This window comes from Moorena sp. SIO4A1 (assembly GCF_010672065.1).
Taxonomy (GTDB): domain Bacteria; phylum Cyanobacteriota; class Cyanobacteriia; order Cyanobacteriales; family Coleofasciculaceae; genus Moorena.
Map to the genome: position 1 here is coordinate 42,092 of NZ_JAAHHX010000036.1, position 19,538 is coordinate 61,629.

Here is a 19,538-nt window from a genome sequence, read left to right on the forward strand (position 1 = left end):
TCTGGGAAATCTGATCTGTGCCAGGGCAAACGCATCTAAATTCTAGAAGCCTTACTCAGAAGATATTTGAAAATTCATAAGCATAAATACTTATCCTATGAATCTCATATCCACTAGGCATTTCAAAATAAGATGCGTTTACCCTGTGATCTGTGCTTTGTGCAAAAGGCGCGTTTATTCAAAATACTCGTGCATCTCCTAATTAATCCGGAAGCTGAAAATTAATTTCCCGTTTGGTAAAGGGCAAATCTTGATTAATAGCCTCAATTTCCTCAAGTTCCATTAAGTTAACCTCATCGATATAGTTTTGAAAAATCCGGTCAAAGCGTTTATCATAGAATCGATGAACACTATAGTTAGCAGTTGCTGGGAATCCACGACGCTTCTTGTGACGCCCACCAGCACCAGGGTCAAACATGGTGATGCCCTGGCCGATTGCCCACTCAATCGGTGCATAGTAACAGGCTTCAAAATGTAGGCAGTCAAATTCTTCAAAACAGCCCCAATAACGACCATACAAATGATTGCCCTTATTGATACAAAAGGACATTCCCACTGGTTTTTGGTCATCCTCCTCCTGGTAAGCAGCAATTAGTACCACTCGCTGACGGTAGTTAGGATACAATTGCTTAAAAAATTGGCGCGTGAGATATTTGCTACCCCACATAAATTTATCGCAGGTGCTGCTGTAGAAGCTGTAGATTAAGGGAAACAAGGATTTTTCAATGTCATTCCCCGTTAATATTTTCAGGGTTAGACCTGCTTTGGCTACAGCCTTACGTTCTCGTTTAATATTGCGGCGTTGATTGGCATTAAAGACCTTTAGGTAATCCTCAAAACTACTAAAGCCTTGGTTTTGCCAAATATAGCTGTGATGTAGCCAGCCCTTAAAACCATTGCGTTCAATTACTGGTCGCCAATCGGGGTCAACAAAGAGGAAGTGACAACCAGACAGATGATTGCGATCGCAAAAATGATCGATAGCACTTACCATGATCTGTGTCAGCTGATCTTCATCTTCTCCTGGTGCCATTAAAAACCGATAGCCTACCGCTGGGGTAAATGGTGTCATACCCAACAACTTTGGATAGTAGGAAATGCCCAAGCGGTAGGACAAATCCGCCCACTGTTGGTCAAAGACAAACTCTCCGTAACTGTGACCTTTGACATACATAGGTGCAGCAGCGATCAGCTGTCTATCTCGCCAGACCGTTAGGTGATTGGGCAACCAACCGGTTTTAGCAGTAGCACTACCAGATGTTTCAATATTATTCAACCACTCCCACTCCAAAAAAGGGGTTTTTAGGGGTTGGGCAAGGTCATCCCAAGGGGATTGGGGAATATCTGCCATGCGGTTGACCCAGATAACGGAATAGTCAAGCTTGGGTTGTTGAACCATTGGGGTAATCTAGGATTAGGGGAACTTGAGATTTGGAAAATCTAAAGTCTGAAGTCTGAAACAATTCCTGGGATCAATTACTGAAAAACTGGAATGTTTGTTACCGATACTTTTTAGCTACCAGAATCTACCAAAGGCTAATTCTGGCTCACTAATGCAAGCTGTTCACGAAGTGTCGGCTTTGCCGAATCACTCAGCCAGGGGGTATCTCCCAAAGCTCGTAGAAATATTCCACGAGCGCCGTTGATATCTCGATCCATTGTTCGACCATCAACTTTTGATTTAATAATTTTGCTTCCGCCTATATTGACCAGTTCTCCTGTCCAGCTGACAGTTTTACTGGTATAAGCTTCACAAACGTCTACGACGATTTTTCCAGTCTCTTGAGCTTTGTGTTTCAGAAACTCTTTGAATCGATAGTGAGCAAAGTTGAGCATGTTCCGGACAGTCTTAGATCTTATTCTCCTATTCCCTTTTTTAGACATTTGAGCTGTTTCAAAAGTTGGGAGTAAAATAACATCAAAGTTGTCAACCAGAAATCTAGCCGTCTTATGATGAAGCTCGTTTATTAGATTCTGGATTTTGATTACCATCCGTCGGGCAGCTTTCCTCATTCGGCGTTTCTGTCCACCCTTAGATTTACTAATCCTAGACATCAAATTATCTAAGTGCTGACATAATCGCTGAATCCGAGAAAAATCTCCATCTCCAATCTTTCCTACAGATGTTTCACTAAAGAAAGTGATAAAAGTCCTAACTCCAGGGTCTAAAGCAACTACTCTGCCTTGGTTTTCGGTTTTATTTTTAGTTACTTTATAGGGAACAACTAGATAATAGTTCCCATTGTTACTGGTTAGTCGGCAATCGCAAATATCATCAGGAAGACCTTCAGTATAAGTTATCTTTCCCAGTTTTGTATGATATATTCCCGCAACGGAAACTGCTGATTTTGGGATATAGCAAGACTGAATGGGGTTTTTGCGAGACCTGAACCTTACTCTGTTTATTTGTGAGGTCTTTTTGTATTTCTTTTTGGCCTCCCGAACAGCAGTGCAAGCATCCTTAATCGCTATAGATTTAATTTGATAAGGTACTACTTTACACCACTCAGGGAGGTCGTTTAATATGTCGGTTTTGATAGCTTTCCAGTTAGCTTTTACAATGCCTACCTGGAGTATTTTGATGGTTTTATTGAACACATAACGGGACACTCCAAACCATTGGCGAACAAGCGTACGCTGTTCAGGGTTTAGGAACAGTCGCATCTTCTTTGATTTTCTTCCCATATTTTCTGAGTCCGTGGACACGGCATGAGAAGACATGAATGATGGAGAGAAGATCTGCGGTAAGCTCGGATTCTGGACAACTTTCAGGTTGGTCGAGAACCAGGATTTTTCCACCGTTGAGACCGACCAAGTACTCAATGAGTTCAAATCCGAATCGGGTGAGTCTGTCTCTACAGGTAACAACAATCGTGAGCTTATCTCCGCGCACGACTCGCTCCAATATGGTTTTAAGTCCTTTCCTCTTGTAGTTGAGTCCTGAACCAATTTCTTTGACGATTTCTGCTTCCGGGAAGAGGGAGTGGAGGTAGGCGACTTGCCTAGCAAGGTCGTCTCTTTGTTTGGTACTACTGACTCGGCAATAGCACACTGTGAATTGACGAAGTCTATTATGTTCTGTATGTCTTGAGCCGAACCTGAGTAGGCTTTCTGAATCAAAAAGTCTAGTTCCTCCTGGAGTCTTTTCCCATCTGATCGTCCCATTGTCCCCATACTTCCTCAACGTGTTCCTAGAGAGTCCCGTAAGTTCGACCGCCTTAGGTCGTGGTACAAGTGCCATAGGTATAATCTACCACAATTTCAGATATAATGGTAGATAAGTTGATATTTTAGTTAGCTGTTGCAAGCCTCAACATGATTACGGTTAGCCAATGATTGACTTTGCTGCACCGACGATACAAAAGTCGGTCGGTTAGTTAGCAATGGGTTAACACAAGTACTGGCGGCGATTGCTTTGGTCTCTAGATCCATCAACTGTACACAATCGATCGGATGTGGTAACAGTTGAGCCAATTGTTCTACAAATTGTTGATAGGCGGTTGGGGATTCCGACTTTAGGGCTACAGCTTCACTGGCACTCACCAAGTTGCTTTTCAGGGCAGCAATTGACTCTTGAATGCTCTGTGCCTGGAGTACAGCAATTTCGGTAAGATTTTGGCGAGCACTGTCCAACAGCAATGAGCGTGCCTTTGTGTAAGTCACATACACTCCTGGGTAGTGATAAAGATGTAGTGATTTTGCTACGGTCTGATGGAGGTTTCGGGAGCTAAAATCACTACTTGTGTAACACTACCCACTCCTGTTAGTAATACTGGCACACTTAACAGCAGAAGGCGCGAAAGTAAAATCCGACGAAAGGAGGATAGACCTTGTTCACTCCAATCCTGATATTTTATCTCAAGTCATCCGACAGAACAAATTAGATGGCGGATGTAGATTAATGTAGATTGTGGCAGTTGTGGCTAACACCACAACAGAGGGCTAATTCATCCCTAACCTAAGAGGATGAGGGCTCAAGGCTAGCCACTGTTGACGATTTTATCCAAATATCTTGCATTATCTCCAAAAATATGTTAGACAATGATTAGTTTTATAGTGTCATTGAAAACATTCTGGTTCCTTGAATTGAAGCCGAAAACCAAAGCAAACCATGATAGTGGTTGCGTTTTCTATTAAACACAGATAATTGCGCCTTGAGCGGAACAAAACCTATCTTGGCCTTGGGAGATACCCCCTGGCTGCTTAAGCAGCTTGCATTAGTGGGCTAAAATCGGCAAAGTAGATTTTGGTAGCTAAAAAGTATCGGTGCTATCAATCACAATCCCCTTAGTGGGGGAGATACTGTAAGGGTAGGGACGCTGATCTGCCTTAGCGCCACGAATTTTACTAATTCGCAGCCAATTTTTGTAGCCAATGTCTGCTCCATTATTCATTTGATCCCAGTCAGGTGAATAAAGGTCTACTACGACATCATAAAGGTTCAGTAAATTGTAGAGATCGCTTTTTTCCATGCCGTCCTGAGCAAAAATATCTAACACTGCCACATCAGGCTGACGGAGTTGGCGATTTTTGCGGTAGACCAGCTTAATAAACTCTCTAGGAGTACAGCTGATTAATAGAGGCGTGAGGGAGTCAAAGATTACTCTACAGGGTTTAGGCATCTGCTCGAGCTGTTGGGCAATCCTGAGCAAAAGCATCTCCGGGTCATTCAGATTCAGGTGTACAGAGGTTGTTGGCAATGTCTCTACCATGGGACTAAAGGTATCGAGGATCACCAACTGCCCTGTTTCCAGGTAGGGGTCAGGGAGCAATCCCCAACTTGGGAGGGTTTGATAAACTTGTTGTCTGGGAATATCGGCACTAATATATAGCACTGATTCTTGGCGATGCAAGCCTGAGAGCAAAAACTGATAGGCTAGGGTACTCTTACCCAGTCCGGGAGCGCCCTCCACCAAGCAAGCGGTGTTATAGGGGATTTGGCTTGGGAGCAATTTTTCGAGTGACCCAAACACTAAATAGGGAGCATCCTCAATAAATTTTAATGATTCGGTGGTTGAGGGGGGAGATATTTGGCTGGCACTGTACAATATCTCAATACCGTTTTCTGTGATTGCCATGCGGTGAGAACCACAGACATGGTCAGATGCTCGCATTTTAAATACTTCTAGATAGCGATCGCGTCTACGACCAACCAGTTCTTTTGATAGCACAATCATGCCATCGACAATGGTTTCTTCCACACCAAAGCTGGATAGGTGTCCAGTTTCATGAGCAGGGATACCTGAGATAAAGATACCCACTCCACCGATTTGTTGCATCAGGGTTGCTAATTGGAAGGTTTTTTCTCGCTGGATGGCTCGGTTATTGACTTTGTAGAACAAGACTGATATTGAATCCACCACAAAACGTTGAGGCTGGAAGGAGGCGATTTCCTGAGCAATTTGATCTAGGTGTTCTTCAACCCGGATGTTAGTTTGGGTAACAAAGACAATGCGCAGCATTTCCTGTTGAATCAGACGTTCTAAGTCCCAACCAAAACCGGCTGCCATCTGGGACAGATGAGAGGGGGTTTCCTCAAAAGAAAAGAGCAAGCCTTTTTCCCCTCGGTCAACTCCAGCCATGAGAAACTGTAGGCCAAAGGTAGTTTTACCAGTGCCAGCAACTCCCGAGAGGATGATTGAACGACCGTAGGGGATACCTCCCCGCAACAGTTGATCCAAACCCGGAATTCCCATCACCATACGCCCTGCTGGAACTGACCAACTCACCGACTTTTGCCTGAGGGTTAGGGTAGGGCTGAGAATCCGCACCCCCACATTAGTGATCACAAAGGGAAATGGTTCCATATACGGTGCCAGACCCCGTAATTTATGAACCTGTAACCAACGGCGTTGCTCCCCTGCCTCCTCATGGGTCGAAAGGTAAATGATGCCATCAGCCAAAGCAAATTCTGCACTGTAGTTAATCTGAGAGGGATCGGATTCACTCACTAAAAAAGTCGTGCAACGAGCACTGGCGAGGCGAACCGATAGTTCGTAGCAAAAACGGCGGAAGTCACCACTTTTTTCGGTCAGGTCAGCAATGGCCTTAAAAGAGTCAATGACTATAACTTCTGCTTGATGTTGATTGACCAAACCCACTATATGATCTGCCAACCTAGGCATCGGTTGTTCAATTAAGAATGAACCGACATCACTATAGATCACCTGCTCACCAAATACTTGAGCATCGAAGAATTGGAAGTGCTGCATATAACGCACCACCTTAAGGGTTGGCTCGGAAAGGGTACTGAGGTAAAGAGCTCTCTTATGGGGTTGGTGCTTGATAGTGTTAAACAGAATCTGCTGCACCAAAATTGTTTTGCCAGTGCCAGGAGCCCCTGCCAAGATATTCAATGAGTAGATGGGAAAGCCACCGCCCAAAACTGCATCCAGATTTGGCACTCCTGTAGGCATTAATTTGATTTTGGGCATTAGTCATTAGCCATTATTCATTAGTCATTAGTGGTAATTTAACTAATAATCAATCAAAATCATCAATCAAATCGTAGCTTTGTAATAGGTTGTATTCTGACTTTCCCAGGTAATTACCATACCCTGCTGCTTCAGATTCTCTAACTCATGGAGCAACTCTTGAGGGCTGAATCCAGTGCGATTTGCTAATTGATTGATGTCCATCTCCTCCACCCCCTGCAAGATTTCCATGATATTACGACTCTGGTTAAGCAACTCCTTAAAGCCATTGTCATTGAAGTAATTATTATTAAAGACAGGCATTCCAGTCAGCACACCAGTTTGAGCTTGAATCACCTCGTCGATGCGAATTCCATCTGAGGTAATTTCAAAAAACCGGATTTCTTTGCTGTGGGGCGCTCCCCTTACCTTCATAATGTTTATGGCTCGTCCAATGCGACCGGATAGTTCTACATAGCGCAAGAGGATAACATTATCCACCACAAAGGATACGCCATGTTCACTCAACTGAAACGGTCCGAAGAGCTCCCCAATTTCGTTGGTTACGATGGTGGTCACACCTTGAAGTTTAAACTGGTTCACTAAGGAGTAAATATAGTCTTTGTAGCGAACCTTATTTGGGGTGGCAATCTCAATATCCTTGAGAGAATCAAGCATAATCCGGCCAGCCTTAACCCTGTCTACAACAGCTTTCACCTTAGCAGCATGGATATCCGGCTGTAGTTCTACGGGAGAATCATACAGATGCACTAGCATTCCCTGCTTTTCCATGGCCTCTAAATCCCAACCTAAGGACAGGGCAATGGCTTTGAGCTGTTGGGGATTTTCTTGAAAGGTAACAATTACTCCAGGCTCCCCTTGGAGAATTCCAGCCACAATGAAGTGAAGTCCCATCAAGGTTTTACCAGTGCCTGCGCCTCCAGCAACCATAGTTGCCGTGCTATGCTGCAATCCCCCATCTAACATCCTATCCAGTTCAGGTATGCCAGTGGAAAGTTTGTTTTGGCTGGCCTGGGTCTGCTTCGATAAGTTTTCCAGCATCTTAATCCGGGGATAAACTTCTATGCCAGTCTTACTGATTTCAAAGGGGTGCAACCCGGTAAAATAATTTTCCCCCCTGAGTTTGAGCACATCTAAATAACGCTGGTAGTGTAACCCCAGAGGCTGATTTTGCAGACGAATAATCCCATCGGCGATGGCAAAGATGGGTTGATGTTTAATTTCTTCGTCAGTGTATTCCCCTACTAAAAAAGCTGTTACTCCCCAAGTGGTCAGACGCACTGAGAGGTCGTAGCCAAACTTACGTACTTCTACGGGATCCGTTGCCAAATCATGAATAGCTTTAAAGCTATCAATGCCGATCAGCGCAGGTCGATACTCCTTTACGTAATTAATAATGGCAGCGATCGCTTCTGTTAGACCCTGCTCTCGGATAATCTCGCCGATGTCGAGATAAATTACTGCAGTACCTACCTTACTGGGGTCAAAAAAATCAAACTTTTGTAGGTAGTGCAGTAATTTGACTGAAGGTTCAGATAGGGTGACTAGATAAAGGGCTTTGTGCTCTGTACTAGCATTGGTGTATAGTATTTGCTGGGTAAAGATCGTCTTACCAGATCCGGGTGGCCCAGTGATGATGTTAATGGACAATTCCGGAATACCACCAGCGAGAATCGAGTCTAGACCAGGAATACTAGTAGGCAGTTTACCTAAGGGCTTTGTCCGAGGCCTGATCATATAAGTTTTTTCCCTTCAATTTCCTTGAGTAATTGTCTGACTAGAATGTCGCCCGTCAAGATGGCTAGAATATCGATTAGGGTTGTGACTAACTCTTTGAGCGCCTCACGAATTAACAACCGTTGTTCTGGTGAAACCTTTTGGCGAAACACCTCAAACGAAACTCCCTCGGCACTTGATTCTATGTAGCCAATCAGGGGATATTTTTCCGCTGTCAAAGCTAGAGATCTTTCCATAATCGACACTACTGTCACTCTACCTAAGGTCGGCATAATCCGGTTCCAGATCGTGGTGAGCAAATCTTCGTAAATGTCGATAACTTCTTCCTTACGGGCCTCTGTCTTCGCCTGGTCAACTTGATCCTGGACTGGCTGTTCAGCTAATGGTTGTGCCGATCGCATCTCCATTTCTCTATTAGGATCGCTCATCGCACTCTCCTCAAATTTTCGTGCCCAGTTAAGGTTAAGAAAACTATTAGTTCTAGCTGAGGGGGTTATATAAGCTCTGAAAAGCCGACTATATAAGGCTTTGATGCCAATAACTCAGGCAAGATACAGTCCGAAATTGACCCTGGATTCATTGTCAGCCATGCAAAGCGCGAGTGGGGAAAACCACGGCAGTTGCTCATGGCGCATGGGTCTGTGTACGGAACCTGCGTCCGCACCGCTGTTTGCCCCGTGGAACGGCAGTCGCTCATGGTGTGGCCTCCTTTGACCGCGCTGCCTCCTTTGACCGCACTGCCTCCCCGTGAGGCCACTGCATCGCTTTCTGGAAGCTTAAACCCTTATAACTAGGTGCAATGTCAGCCCAAAACAGCATGTATCTTTCTGTTACTTATGAGCTGAAATTATTACCCAGTAATGATTTCAGCTTGCATGTCGCCCCCCCAGTAGTTCTATTCATGGCTATCTATGGATAACTACCAGTTTATCCCATCAATTTCCACAGATTATTAGATTATCAAAAGTAATGGGATTGGTTATCTCTTTTTTTAGATTTTTTTAAATTTTTTTTAGTAATACCGAATTAAAAACAAACAAAAATTAATACAAAAGTATTTAAATATAATTAACATAACTTTTCTTAAAGGAAAAGTAAACAACGCCTTTAAGGATAGCAACACAATACTGAAGCAATAGAAAAATTCAGTTTTTTTTTATCTCGATTAACTGCTGATACCAAATCCTGTTTCCATACCCCCCTGATCCGCATAGCCCTATATTCCTGGGATAAAAAGATTTGGTCGATTTTTATAAAGGGGTAATGACCAAGCGGATTTGGTATGAGATTCGCTAGTATGAACCACGGGTACCTTCACTCAAAAAAAAGAAGAAACCATGAAAACCCTGACCTCCCGCATGGAGGCGGTGCAGTTGCCAGTCATTCCCATGGTTGGCGAACTGATCCGTAAATATCCTGACACAATATCCTTAGGACAGGGGGTGGTATATTATGATCCCCCTCCAGAGGCAATGGCAATGTTGCGTGAATTCTACAGCTTACCAGGTAATCATAAGTACAAACCGGTACAGGGAATTGCGACTTTGCGAGAGGCAATTGAGGCAAAACTGCAAACTGATAACAAAATTGAGATTAACTCCGCCAACCGCATCGTTGTCACCGCAGGAAGCAACATGGCGTTTATGAACGCGATTCTGGCAATTACCACTCCCGGGGACGAGATTATTCTTCAAAGGCCTTACTATTTCAACCACGAAATGGCGATTAAGATGGCTAGTTGTGATCCAGTGCTGGTGCCAACCGATGATAATTACCAGCTAAATCCGTTCGCGATCGCACAGGCTATTACCGACAGAACCAAGGCAGTAGTGACCATATCACCTAATAATCCTACTGGGGCGGTATATTCCGAAGAGGCATTGCGTCAGGTAAATCAACTCTGTGGCGATCACGGAATTTACCACATCAGTGATGAAGCTTATGAGTATTTTACCTACAACGGGGTAAAACACTTTTCTCCAGGTGCCTTTCCCGAAAGTAGTCAACACACTATTTCTCTCTACAGTCTCTCCAAAGCCTACGGTTTTGCCAGTTGGCGGATTGGCTACATGATTATTCCAGAACACTTGTTTGAAGCAATTCAAAAGGTTCAGGATACAATCCTAATTTGTCCCCCAGTCATTTCTCAGTATGCGGCTTTAGGGGCATTGAGTACTCGAAAAGATTACTGTCAACCTCATATTAATGCGATCGCGTCTGTAAGACAGGTGGTATTGAACTCCCTGAAACGTCTAGAGGGTTTGTGTACCATTGGTTCTGCGGATGGAGCGTTCTATGTTTTCCTAAAAGTGGATACTCAGTTGGATGCTTTTGAGTTGGTACAGAGACTGATTCGGGAACATCGGGTAGCTGTGATGCCAGGTAGCGCCTTTGGTATTGAGGACGGGTGTTACCTCAGGCTTGCTTATGGTGCTTTGCAAAAGGAAACTGCAGCAGAAGGTATTGAACGATTCGTTGCAGGTCTTAACGAAATTTTACAAAAAGTTTGACCCAAGGGCAGGAGATGCAAAAAATATTTTGTAGAAAAATTGACTCACAAATTGGCCACAAGGGGCGAGGTATCATACCAGTTTTTTTTCTAGTGAACCCACCTGTGCTTGGTGGGTTCATAATACATTTTGATTGAGACTGATGTCATCTAAACCTGCTTACTGGCTTGGTTTTGGCAAAGTCTGGTTAGGCGTTATTGATGCTTCTGTCTGGCAGAATCCACCATAACACCGGAGACAAAATCATACAGGAAATAGAAAAAATCAACACCAGTAATAGAACTTGGCTCAGTTCGCTATCCATAGGTCTTACCTCTTTACTATCGACTCAGGCTTTTTAAAGCCTCTAGATTTATACTTCAATATGAGTTAAGTCTATTCCGGATAACAAATTATGGGTAGTTTTTATGGTAAAGATTTCTCTACTCTGGTGATACTTATAGTTAACTTATAATAAGTTTTATTGCGAATTCGGGGAAAGTGCGGTGCGACCCGTGGCGAATTTAATTCACCTAGGTCAAGGGCACCGGGAAAGAAATATCATGCCAAATCCGGTTGACTAATTATCATTGCCTTCTCGGGTAATGGATAATTGGTCATGGGGACTTGAGCATTTTTAAATTCAAAATGCCAAATTCAAAATTTCAAATGAATAGTCTTCTAATTTTGAATTTTTTCCACCGGATAAAAGCTCCTGAATTAATTTATGGGGTAGTTTTGAATTTTTAATTTATAATTTTGACTGGTAGCAAAGCGATTGAACCTTAAGATCTAGCACTACCTCACAGTCAACTTCTCAACAATACCAATCACTGCCTCACGACTAAGTTTAGCTTGTCCGAGAGCTAAAACATCAAGTGTTGCATGAGCCAAAGCAAGAGGAATTTGACAAAAATTTCTAGCTGGACCTTTGGGAAGAGCGTTAGTATAGGCATCAGCTAAAGAAAGATTTCTACGGGCATACCTTTGCATAGTTTCTGAACTCCATCCCTGGGGAAAGAAATCCACGTGACGTGTCAAATCATCAGTTCGATTACGTAGAATGTTAACTGCCTGTAAGCCTCGACCAAAACCAATTGCCTGGTGACGATTGGTTTGGGTTCCATCATACCAAGCCCACAAATCAGAAAGTAATAATCCTACAGAACCAGCAACACTGAAAGTGTAGCCATTCAAATCACCCTCTGTACGAATCTTCCAACCGCACTCAACCCAGTAAGCCATTCTATCTGCCATTGCTGAAGTTGCTTCCCAAATTCGAGGTGCAATGGTTTCTGGTGCTAGAATTGCCCAATCACCAATACGAGTTGTTACCTCTGGAAGTGTTTCATATTTACTTAAAACTGCAAGAAGTTCATCATTAGTATAACTATTAGTAGAACTAGCATTATAACTGCTGCCCATTGTTTGTAGGTTTAAGCTAATTGTTCTTAACAGCGCTGCTTTGGTAGACTTACCAAGTTGAGGATGATCTTCGATTTCATCAATTGCACGCATGCATAAGTAGGCAGAAGCGACAGCTTCTTGAAGGTCTTTAGGCAGAGTACTAATTGGAATATAAAAAGTCCGACTAGTCTCTTTGAGAATCTCTAAGCTACCTTTATAGGTCATCTTTACCAATCCATATTCCCTATGGGGCAAATTTGAACAAGTTTTTTGGATCTGACTGAAATTTCTGGGTATTATACCACTTTTATTTCAGATTCAATCCATAATTTTGAATTTTGATACAAAAATTTACAACTTTAACGTAAGTTGGTAGTTACCGCTGTGGAATAGAAACAAAAAAAACGTAGGCGCAACTTTAACCACTTAACAGGTTAAACAAGCTATAGGGCTAGTTGAGTTAGAATAGGGAATAGCGCTGCATCACTTTATTAGATCAATCCACGGTGCGCGCCTCCTAGGGCGAGTAAATCGCCCTTGGGTCGCACCGCTATGTTTATATTTAAAATTAAAATGCTATATAGCATTTCCAAACCAAATCTTTGATTGCTCATAACATCAAAAAATACTTGTATTTCTTTCCTACTGATCCGAAGTTATCTTTATCCATCAATCCTAATTTCACATCTCCTTTAAAAATGCTGTATATAATATCGATTCAGATTGACTGGGTTGTAAACAAGCCCACCTACTTCATCCTTGATACTTTATCCTTTTATATAAGGCCCAGAAGATACTTTGTGCTCTCTTACCAAAGTAAGACTAACCCATTGCCCTTTATCGTTAAAAGAGCGAATCAGCCGCTGACGTTGGTTAGGTTGCCACAGCCAACCTACTTCTAGGAAGAAAGAATGACCTGACTTAACCATTATTGGACAAGTAGACGATGCCCCATCGGGCAATAATAAGACTTGAGTAGAAACAGCACCCTCGTCAAAATACAGAATTGAGCCATCAATCTTAGCGCTAGAGGTGATGGTACCTAATGATTCTCCTGTGCCAAATGTGAGTTGTTGTACTAAGCGGTTACTTTCATGATGCTGAAGTTTAAGGTGAGTAGGATAGATGTTAGGCGTACGCAAATCAGAATAAAGCGTTACCGCCTCTCCACGCCACTCTCCGAGCAACTGTTCCAAGGTTAATGCTGGACGTTCTGGTGTATCCGTACCCGCCAGTTTTTCTCGAATTAAGGTCAACTGTTTCAGCTGACTCTCCCTGTTATACAGTTGCACCATCCGCAGACGACGGTTACCCTCAATCAAGCCAAATTCTGCCCCAAATTCGGAATAAGGAGCCCACTGTAGTGCGCCTTGGGAAAACGCACCAGTGTCAAAGAACATAAGATAGCGATCTACATGGGTGTATTCCAGAACTCGGTTGAATATAGCTTGTTCAGGTGGCAGATAGCGAAGAGTCAAACGAATTTTTTGGTTATCGTCGAGTCCTTCTATGGTGAGCACAGAGGGAATATCTTTTAACTGTTGCCCTTTTGGTGAGAATGTGGTAAAGGAACCATGCCAACTCCCTTGATTTTGCAAAAAACATTCCCATTGCGATCGCATAAGTAGTCCTTAGTTATTAGCTGTGAGTCATTAGTCATTGGTCATCAGTCCTCTGTTACTCTAACCACTTGCCATGACACTAACCACTGACAAAATACCAGAATTAGACCAAATTTTGGTAACCTCATTTCCCGATAGCGATGCTTTCGAGACTAACAGCTAGGCAGCTACCGAGCAAACCCACTGAACCCCCCAGAATCAACAACAGTAAGGGTAGCACAACAATTTTAAGTGGATCCGGTGGTACCACTGTAGCGATAAATTCGATAAAATCAGGTCCAGTCGCTAGCAGATTAGTCAGAAATTGCCGCAGACCGATCAACAAAACCCAGGCTAGGACTGCCCCAGCTACACCAAAAGTAATTCCTTGCAACATGAACGGCAGATAAATCCAGGATCTGGTTGCCCCAACTAGCTGCATAATCTCAATTTCCCGGCGTCTTGCGATCACAATCAGGCGCATTGTGGTGGTGACAACTGCCACTGCGGTCAGACTGAGAATGGTAGTAATGATCAGACTCACCCAGCCTAAACCATGATGAAGCTGTCGCATTTGTTTGAGAGTCTGATCCATATACTGCACCTGATCTATTCCTGGCAACTGTGACAACTGCTGGGCAAGAATTAGCACATCCTTTGGTTTGCTTACCTTTACCTTCAGTTCATCCACTAGGGGATTCCCTTCCAACTGTTCCGTAGCAGCTGCAATCTCCGAAATTCCCAGTTCCTCAACCAAGGATGCCCAAGCTTTTTCTTTGGAAATGGTTTGAACCGCCATCACCTTGGGCAGTTTCTGAACTGCTGGTAAGACCATTTCTGCCTCAGCCCCTGGTTCGAGATAAACAGCTACTTCTAGTTGATTCCCCAACTGATTGAGTAGCCCACCTAACTGCCAGGAGGCTTGCCAGCTTATACCAAAGAGAAACAATAGGACAGTCACCGTGCTAACCGCCGCCCAGTTGATCCAGCCGCCACGTTGTAGACCTAAGAAAGTTTCCCGCAGCAGGTAATCCAGTTGAGTGAGAAATTTAAACATCAGTCCCTGACTTGGTGTTACTTTTGGGTTCTAATCGATAGAGCTGCTAGTTTCCAGCGTAAAAGAATTGTGGGATACCAAGAAATCACTTGAAACGTACGATTTTGACATAATACCCACCTATGGGCGACCAGGGAGAGTCAATCAAATCATTGCAACGCGCTCCCCATCCCCTCTCTTGGTGTGCGTTCCCTTGAGGAGGTTCAGGCAGCGCCTTGTCGCACCGCAGCGCAAAGGCTCTTGGGGCGTGGGGCATGATAAACTAAGAAAGCGAGGCAAGACTATAATAATAGACCAACTTAGGCACTCTGTCTTAGGCACTCTGTTGAAGAATGTGTATGTTGAGTGTTCTAATCCTTTAGCAGCTGAGCGTCTAACCCTAACCATACCCTGACTCACAACTCAATAACCCCATGACTGCTGAACTTATCGTTGAAAAGAAAAAATTAGAGAATCCACCATTAACAATTCATTATCTAGGCGATCGCGTCCTGCGTCAGCCTGCCAAGCGGGTTGCTAAAGTAGACCACAACATCCGAAAATTAGCTGAGCAAATGCTGCAAACCATGTACAGTGCAGATGGTATCGGTTTGGCAGCCCCTCAGGTCGGGATTAATAAGCAAATAATTGTGGTTGACTGTGAACCTAATAACCAAGATAACCCACCGCTGGTGTTAATTAACCCAGAAATCAAGAGTTTTGGTAGCACCCCGTGTGATGGCCAGGAAGGTTGTTTGAGCATCCCCGGTGTATATTTAGATGTCACCCGTCCAGACGACATTGAAGTAGCCTACAAGGATGAGAACGGACGCCCTAGAACCTTAAAGGCGAATGGATTACTATCTCGCGTCATTCAGCATGAGATAGACCATCTTAAAGGAGTGATGTTTGTTGATCGGGTGCAAAATGGTCTAGCCTTGACTGAAGAACTGAATAAGCACGGATTCTCACCCCAAGCGGTGAAACCAATTAAATAACTATACCAATCTGATTTTATTTGTGCAACCTCTGGTGAGGTCGTCATAGGGTGATGGAAAAGACTATAACAACCTGTTCTTGTTCAATTTTCAATTACGATTGCTATAGTCACAGTTGCTATAGTCACAGTAATATTTATACTCCCTTAACTTTCTACAATTTCCTGAACTGTGACTGCTCTTATAAACTTGATATGAAGTCCGGTTAATCACTTATAATAGGGTTTATCGGATCGGTATAAATTTAAAATTGGCAATTGTCAATCTTCAATGCTTAATTAACTAACACCCAAGCATGATAAATACTAAAACGCACTAAATATGACCTATTACTTAGAGGTTAGGTCTAATTGATTGGCCCACAGCTAATTTCAATCTTATGATTTCTGATAATAATCTTTAACAAAAAAGCTTATGATGACTCCAAAAAGTGCTCTATTTTTGATGATTGCCTGTGTGGCTGGGATTGCGGCTGTGGGTTCAATTTTTGAACTTTCCTATGGTGACCCCGAGTTAGGTAAGTTGGTGACTGGAATTATCCTCGCTGCTAGTATTCCTATTGGTGGTCTCTCTTTCTACCTAGCGGTGCTTGATGCCAGGGCGAATATCAAGGGCTAATGATATTTTAAAAAATAGTAGTGAAATTCGTTTGGTGGTGCAATTCCTTTGCTAGAAACCATCGTAAACCGTGGGTGATTAGGATCCAAGGATATACAAAAATGATTGGACAACTGATCACTATCCTGGTGATGTTAATGCAGCCAAAGTAATCCAAAGCCTCTGCTAAGGCGACCGTTGGGCATTTGGGAAGTATGCGAGCGATGCAGCGCGGTCTTGGGGAAAGAAAACCCCCACTCGCGCTTTGCATGGCTGACAGGGTGGATGTTTCCTATATCTGTGTTGATCGAGAGATCTGCAAAGGAAAGAAACGTTCTTGAAACTAGAATCCCCTGCCGGATTAGCATGGGGAGTGTGATTGAACCTCCCCACCCTAAGAGGGATGGGGATTCCCAGGCACAGCCGTGGGCGACTGTTATCTCCATGGGCGTGACTTTCCCGCGCACCGAACGCGCCCCGCGTGGCCTATGGCCAGGGTAGCTGAGTAGGGTCAATACCCAGTTTTTTTGAGACCCTTACTTTTTATATTAACACTATTTGAGAGGGAAAATTCATCCCCGACCTTTGAGGACGGGGTATTCTTTTCCCTCTCAAACTCTCCCACTCTGATAACCAATAACGACCAAAGTAGCAATGACTGGTCAAGTTTACAGTGGATTTCTGCGCCAGCTTTCCACTAGTGATAACAAAGAGATACTCGCCCTACTACCCCTTTCTGAATTAGAGGATAACGTCATTGGACGTGACCCTAGCTGTAAAATTTCCTTAGATCCCTATCGCTACGTCAGCGTATCGCGCCGTCATGCGGTAATTAGCCCTCTGACCCCTCTAAAAAATGGCTGTCCCCGCTGGGAAATTTGTGACCTTGATAGTGTGAATGGCACCTATGTCAATGGCGAATATTTGCAGGGTTGTCAGCAATTGCACTCAGGGGATCGGATTGAGTTGGGTCACGATGGTCCAAAATTCATCTTTGAGTGCGAGGTAACGACATTCGTTAATTTACCATCCATCCCATCCCAAACTATTGCCATAGAAAAACCCCTAAAACCGATTAGCAAGATACCAAAGCCTCAGACTGATTATGTCACCTTTACCCAACTGTTTCCCATCTTCTCAACAGGACGGGATTTAAATCAGAAAGCTTTTTTGGCTCCTGGTATCGTGACTGTACTCTTTGTCGTATCAATGTTTGCTGCAGTTGGTCAACCAGTAGTTTTTAATCTGTTGCTAGCTGCCTACTTGGCAGGATTAGCCTATTACTTTGTTTACCAACTTTGTGGCAAACCTAAACCTTGGTGGGTGCTGGTGGGTAGTACTCTATCCACCAGCTTAATCTTGATCAGTCCGCTGCTGCCCCTATTTATCAATATTTTTCGAGGAATTTTACCTGGCGATATACCACAACTAGGTGAAGTTGTCAACTTGACTACTTTATTCATCCGGATGTTTTTTGGTGCTGGGTTAATGGAAGAGTTGCTCAAGGCTATACCTGTGCTGGGATTATATGCTTTGGGACAGTTGCTGCGTACCCCTTGGCGAGAAAGAATTGGTGTCTGGGAACCCCTCGATGGAATTTTATTGGGGACAGCATCAGGGGTGGGATTTACCTTGGTAGAAACCTTAGGGCAATATGTGCCGAATATTATAGACGATGTGATACTGCCAACTACTGAATTGGACGGTCACCTGTTAGGATTGCAGTTGCTGATTCCTCGGGTTCTTGGCTCAGTGGCAGGACACATGGCTTATAGTGGATACTTCGGGTATTTTATTGGGTTAAGCGTCCTCAAACCCCGTAAGCGTTGGCAGATCATAGGCATTGGCTATCTGAATGCTTCTGCTCTGCATGCCTTGTGGAACGCCATGGGATATGTTAATAGTATACTCTTGGCAATAGTTGGGGTTGTGTCCTACGTCTTTTTAACAGCGGCAATTCTCAAAGCAAGGGCACTGTCACCAACGCGATCGCAAAACTTCGCCACCCAATTTTTTAAAAATTAGGGATAATTATGAAAGTTTAAGGTTTAAAGGAGTTTAGAAGTTTAGCCTATCACGTTAACTAAAAACTTTAACCACAACTAGGATTTACACTTCATAATTCATAATTGCTAATTCATAATTAGCAGCTGTTGGAAGAACAATGAATTCCATGAACATCAAACTCACAATTTTCACCAGTGCGGCTTTACTAACTACGACCAGCCTCAGCACCATTGCTAAAGCTGAAAATCTAGCTCATACTCAACAGTTACTCTCAACCAAACAGTGTCAAGGGTGTGATTTAACTAGGGTAGGTTTGATTATGGCTGACTTAGTGGGTGCTAATCTCGCTGGGGCTGACTTGAGTCGTGCTAATCTCAGCCGTGCTAATTTGACAGGAGCTGACCTGAGTGGTGCCAATCTCACTGGTGCTTCTCTCAATGGTGCTAATCTTGCTGGTGCTAATCTTGCTGGTGCTAACTTATTCAGTACTGACCTGAGGGAAGCGTTTTTAGTTAATGCCCAATTGTATGGTGTGAGCTTGAGTAATGCTTATATACAAGGAACGATTGGTATTCCAGATTATGCAGGTACCCCAGAAGATTTCTATGCGTGGGGAGTAGTAGAAGCCAAAAGAGGTAACTACAAAACTGCCATTGAGTATTACGACAAAACCTTGAGCATTAAGCCTGACTTTGCTCCAGCTTTTTTGGCTCGTGGTATGGCTCGTTTCCGACTAGGAGAGGAAGCAGCAGCGACCCAAGATGGCACTATTGCTAGTGAACTGTTTAAAGAACAAGGAAATATTCCTGGATACCAGGCGTCACAGAGTTTGGTTAAAGGGATAGAAATTGCCCAAAATTCTGTAACCTCTAAAGGAGGTTCTAATTTAGGCAATGCCTTGGCATCGGTTGGGAGCATACTCTTGAGATTTCTTTCTCCGTTTTAAGTGGCTTTTAAGTGGCTAAATTTTAATAAGTTGCTAAATTTTAGGTGTGGGCTGATGGCCAAGCACAACTATCCCTATTTCCTAGAACTATCGCTATTTCCTAAAATCTAAAACCTCCTCAGGTCAAGATTACCTAAGGAGGTTTTAGTCTAAATTAATTATCCTGGCACTGAGCTATTTTAGCAGGCAGCTACCCACCAACTATCTTCGCCGCAGCTACGTTTCACCTCCGAGTTCGGGATGGGGTCGGTGTGGTTCCGTAGCGCTATAAGCACCAGGAAGGTAG

Annotated in this window: 16 protein-coding genes and 1 rRNA gene; 6 read left to right on the forward strand and 11 right to left on the reverse strand. The window is 43.5% G+C overall.

Features of this window, described 5'->3' with window-relative positions; all coding sequences use genetic code 11:
• Positions 1-202: 202 nt before the first annotated feature.
• The 7 genes from F6K53_RS22430 to F6K53_RS22460 all read right to left on the reverse strand — a co-directional run bounded on the left by F6K53_RS22430 (position 203) and on the right by F6K53_RS22460 (position 8,599).
• The gene (locus tag F6K53_RS22430; protein WP_293082241.1) at positions 203-1,399 is read right to left on the reverse strand and encodes a GNAT family N-acetyltransferase; all 1,197 of its coding nucleotides are present in this window, start codon (positions 1,397-1,399) and stop codon (positions 203-205) included.
• Positions 1,400-1,536: 137 nt separating this feature from the next.
• On the reverse strand, positions 1,537-2,664 hold the full coding sequence (locus F6K53_RS22435; protein WP_293063788.1) for a transposase: 1,128 nt from the start codon (positions 2,662-2,664) through the stop codon (positions 1,537-1,539).
• Positions 2,642-3,241, reverse strand: coding sequence for an IS607 family transposase (locus F6K53_RS22440; RefSeq protein ID WP_293082244.1), 600 nt, complete (start codon positions 3,239-3,241; stop codon positions 2,642-2,644). Before F6K53_RS22440 ends, F6K53_RS22435 begins: the two co-directional genes overlap by 23 nt.
• 53 nt (positions 3,242-3,294) lie before the next feature.
• Positions 3,295-3,663 carry a hypothetical protein gene (locus F6K53_RS22445; RefSeq protein ID WP_293063784.1) on the reverse strand — a complete coding sequence of 123 codons (369 nt, stop codon included), beginning with the start codon at positions 3,661-3,663 and terminating at the stop codon, positions 3,295-3,297.
• A 590-nt stretch (positions 3,664-4,253) separates the two neighbouring features.
• Positions 4,254-6,434: an ATPase domain-containing protein gene (locus tag F6K53_RS22450; RefSeq protein ID WP_293063782.1), complete on the reverse strand. Its 2,181-nt coding sequence runs from the start codon at positions 6,432-6,434 to the stop codon at positions 4,254-4,256.
• 66 nt (positions 6,435-6,500) lie between these two features.
• The gene (locus F6K53_RS22455) at positions 6,501-8,171 is read right to left on the reverse strand and encodes an ATPase domain-containing protein (RefSeq protein WP_293039317.1); all 1,671 of its coding nucleotides are present in this window, start codon (positions 8,169-8,171) and stop codon (positions 6,501-6,503) included.
• Positions 8,168-8,599 carry a hypothetical protein gene (locus F6K53_RS22460; protein ID WP_293025287.1) on the reverse strand — a complete coding sequence of 144 codons (432 nt, stop codon included), beginning with the start codon at positions 8,597-8,599 and terminating at the stop codon, positions 8,168-8,170. Before F6K53_RS22460 ends, F6K53_RS22455 begins: the two co-directional genes overlap by 4 nt.
• Before the next feature lie 173 nt (positions 8,600-8,772).
• On the opposite strand from F6K53_RS22460, the gene F6K53_RS22465 reads away from it, so the two are divergent.
• Both F6K53_RS22465 and F6K53_RS22470 read left to right on the forward strand, forming a co-directional pair.
• Positions 8,773-8,922, forward strand: a complete 150-nt coding sequence (locus F6K53_RS22465) for a hypothetical protein (RefSeq protein WP_293063779.1) — start codon at positions 8,773-8,775, stop codon at positions 8,920-8,922.
• A gap of 586 nt (positions 8,923-9,508) precedes the next feature.
• Positions 9,509-10,681, forward strand: a complete 1,173-nt coding sequence (locus F6K53_RS22470) for a pyridoxal phosphate-dependent aminotransferase (RefSeq protein WP_293025285.1) — start codon at positions 9,509-9,511, stop codon at positions 10,679-10,681.
• A gap of 777 nt (positions 10,682-11,458) precedes the next feature.
• Here the strand turns inward: F6K53_RS22470 and F6K53_RS22475 are convergent.
• The 3 genes from F6K53_RS22475 to F6K53_RS22485 form a co-directional block, all read right to left on the reverse strand.
• Complete coding sequence (locus F6K53_RS22475) at positions 11,459-12,292, reverse strand: phytoene/squalene synthase family protein (protein ID WP_293039323.1); 834 nt, start codon at positions 12,290-12,292, stop codon at positions 11,459-11,461.
• Between the two features lie 542 nt (positions 12,293-12,834).
• A complete protein-coding gene (locus F6K53_RS22480) occupies positions 12,835-13,689 on the reverse strand; it encodes a DUF3598 family protein (RefSeq protein WP_293025281.1) in 855 nt (284 codons plus the stop codon).
• A 124-nt stretch (positions 13,690-13,813) separates the two neighbouring features.
• Positions 13,814-14,725 carry an ABC transporter permease gene (locus tag F6K53_RS22485; protein ID WP_293025279.1) on the reverse strand — a complete coding sequence of 304 codons (912 nt, stop codon included), beginning with the start codon at positions 14,723-14,725 and terminating at the stop codon, positions 13,814-13,816.
• A gap of 413 nt (positions 14,726-15,138) precedes the next feature.
• Here F6K53_RS22485 and def point away from each other — a divergent pair, with 413 nt between their 5' ends.
• The 4 genes from def (at position 15,139) to F6K53_RS22505 (ending at position 19,252) form a co-directional block, all read left to right on the forward strand.
• Positions 15,139-15,702, forward strand: a complete 564-nt coding sequence (gene def / locus F6K53_RS22490) for a peptide deformylase (RefSeq protein WP_293025277.1) — start codon at positions 15,139-15,141, stop codon at positions 15,700-15,702.
• 414 nt (positions 15,703-16,116) lie between these two features.
• On the forward strand, positions 16,117-16,320 hold the full coding sequence (locus F6K53_RS22495; protein WP_198953978.1) for a hypothetical protein: 204 nt from the start codon (positions 16,117-16,119) through the stop codon (positions 16,318-16,320).
• 633 nt (positions 16,321-16,953) lie between these two features.
• Complete coding sequence (locus F6K53_RS22500) at positions 16,954-18,324, forward strand: PrsW family glutamic-type intramembrane protease (RefSeq protein WP_293063775.1); 1,371 nt, start codon at positions 16,954-16,956, stop codon at positions 18,322-18,324.
• 148 nt (positions 18,325-18,472) lie between these two features.
• The gene (locus F6K53_RS22505) at positions 18,473-19,252 is read left to right on the forward strand and encodes a pentapeptide repeat-containing protein (protein WP_293063773.1); all 780 of its coding nucleotides are present in this window, start codon (positions 18,473-18,475) and stop codon (positions 19,250-19,252) included.
• 161 nt (positions 19,253-19,413) lie between these two features.
• Here the strand turns inward: F6K53_RS22505 and rrf are convergent.
• Positions 19,414-19,531, reverse strand: a 5S ribosomal RNA gene (gene rrf, locus F6K53_RS22510).
• Between the last annotated feature and the right edge of the window lie 7 nt (positions 19,532-19,538).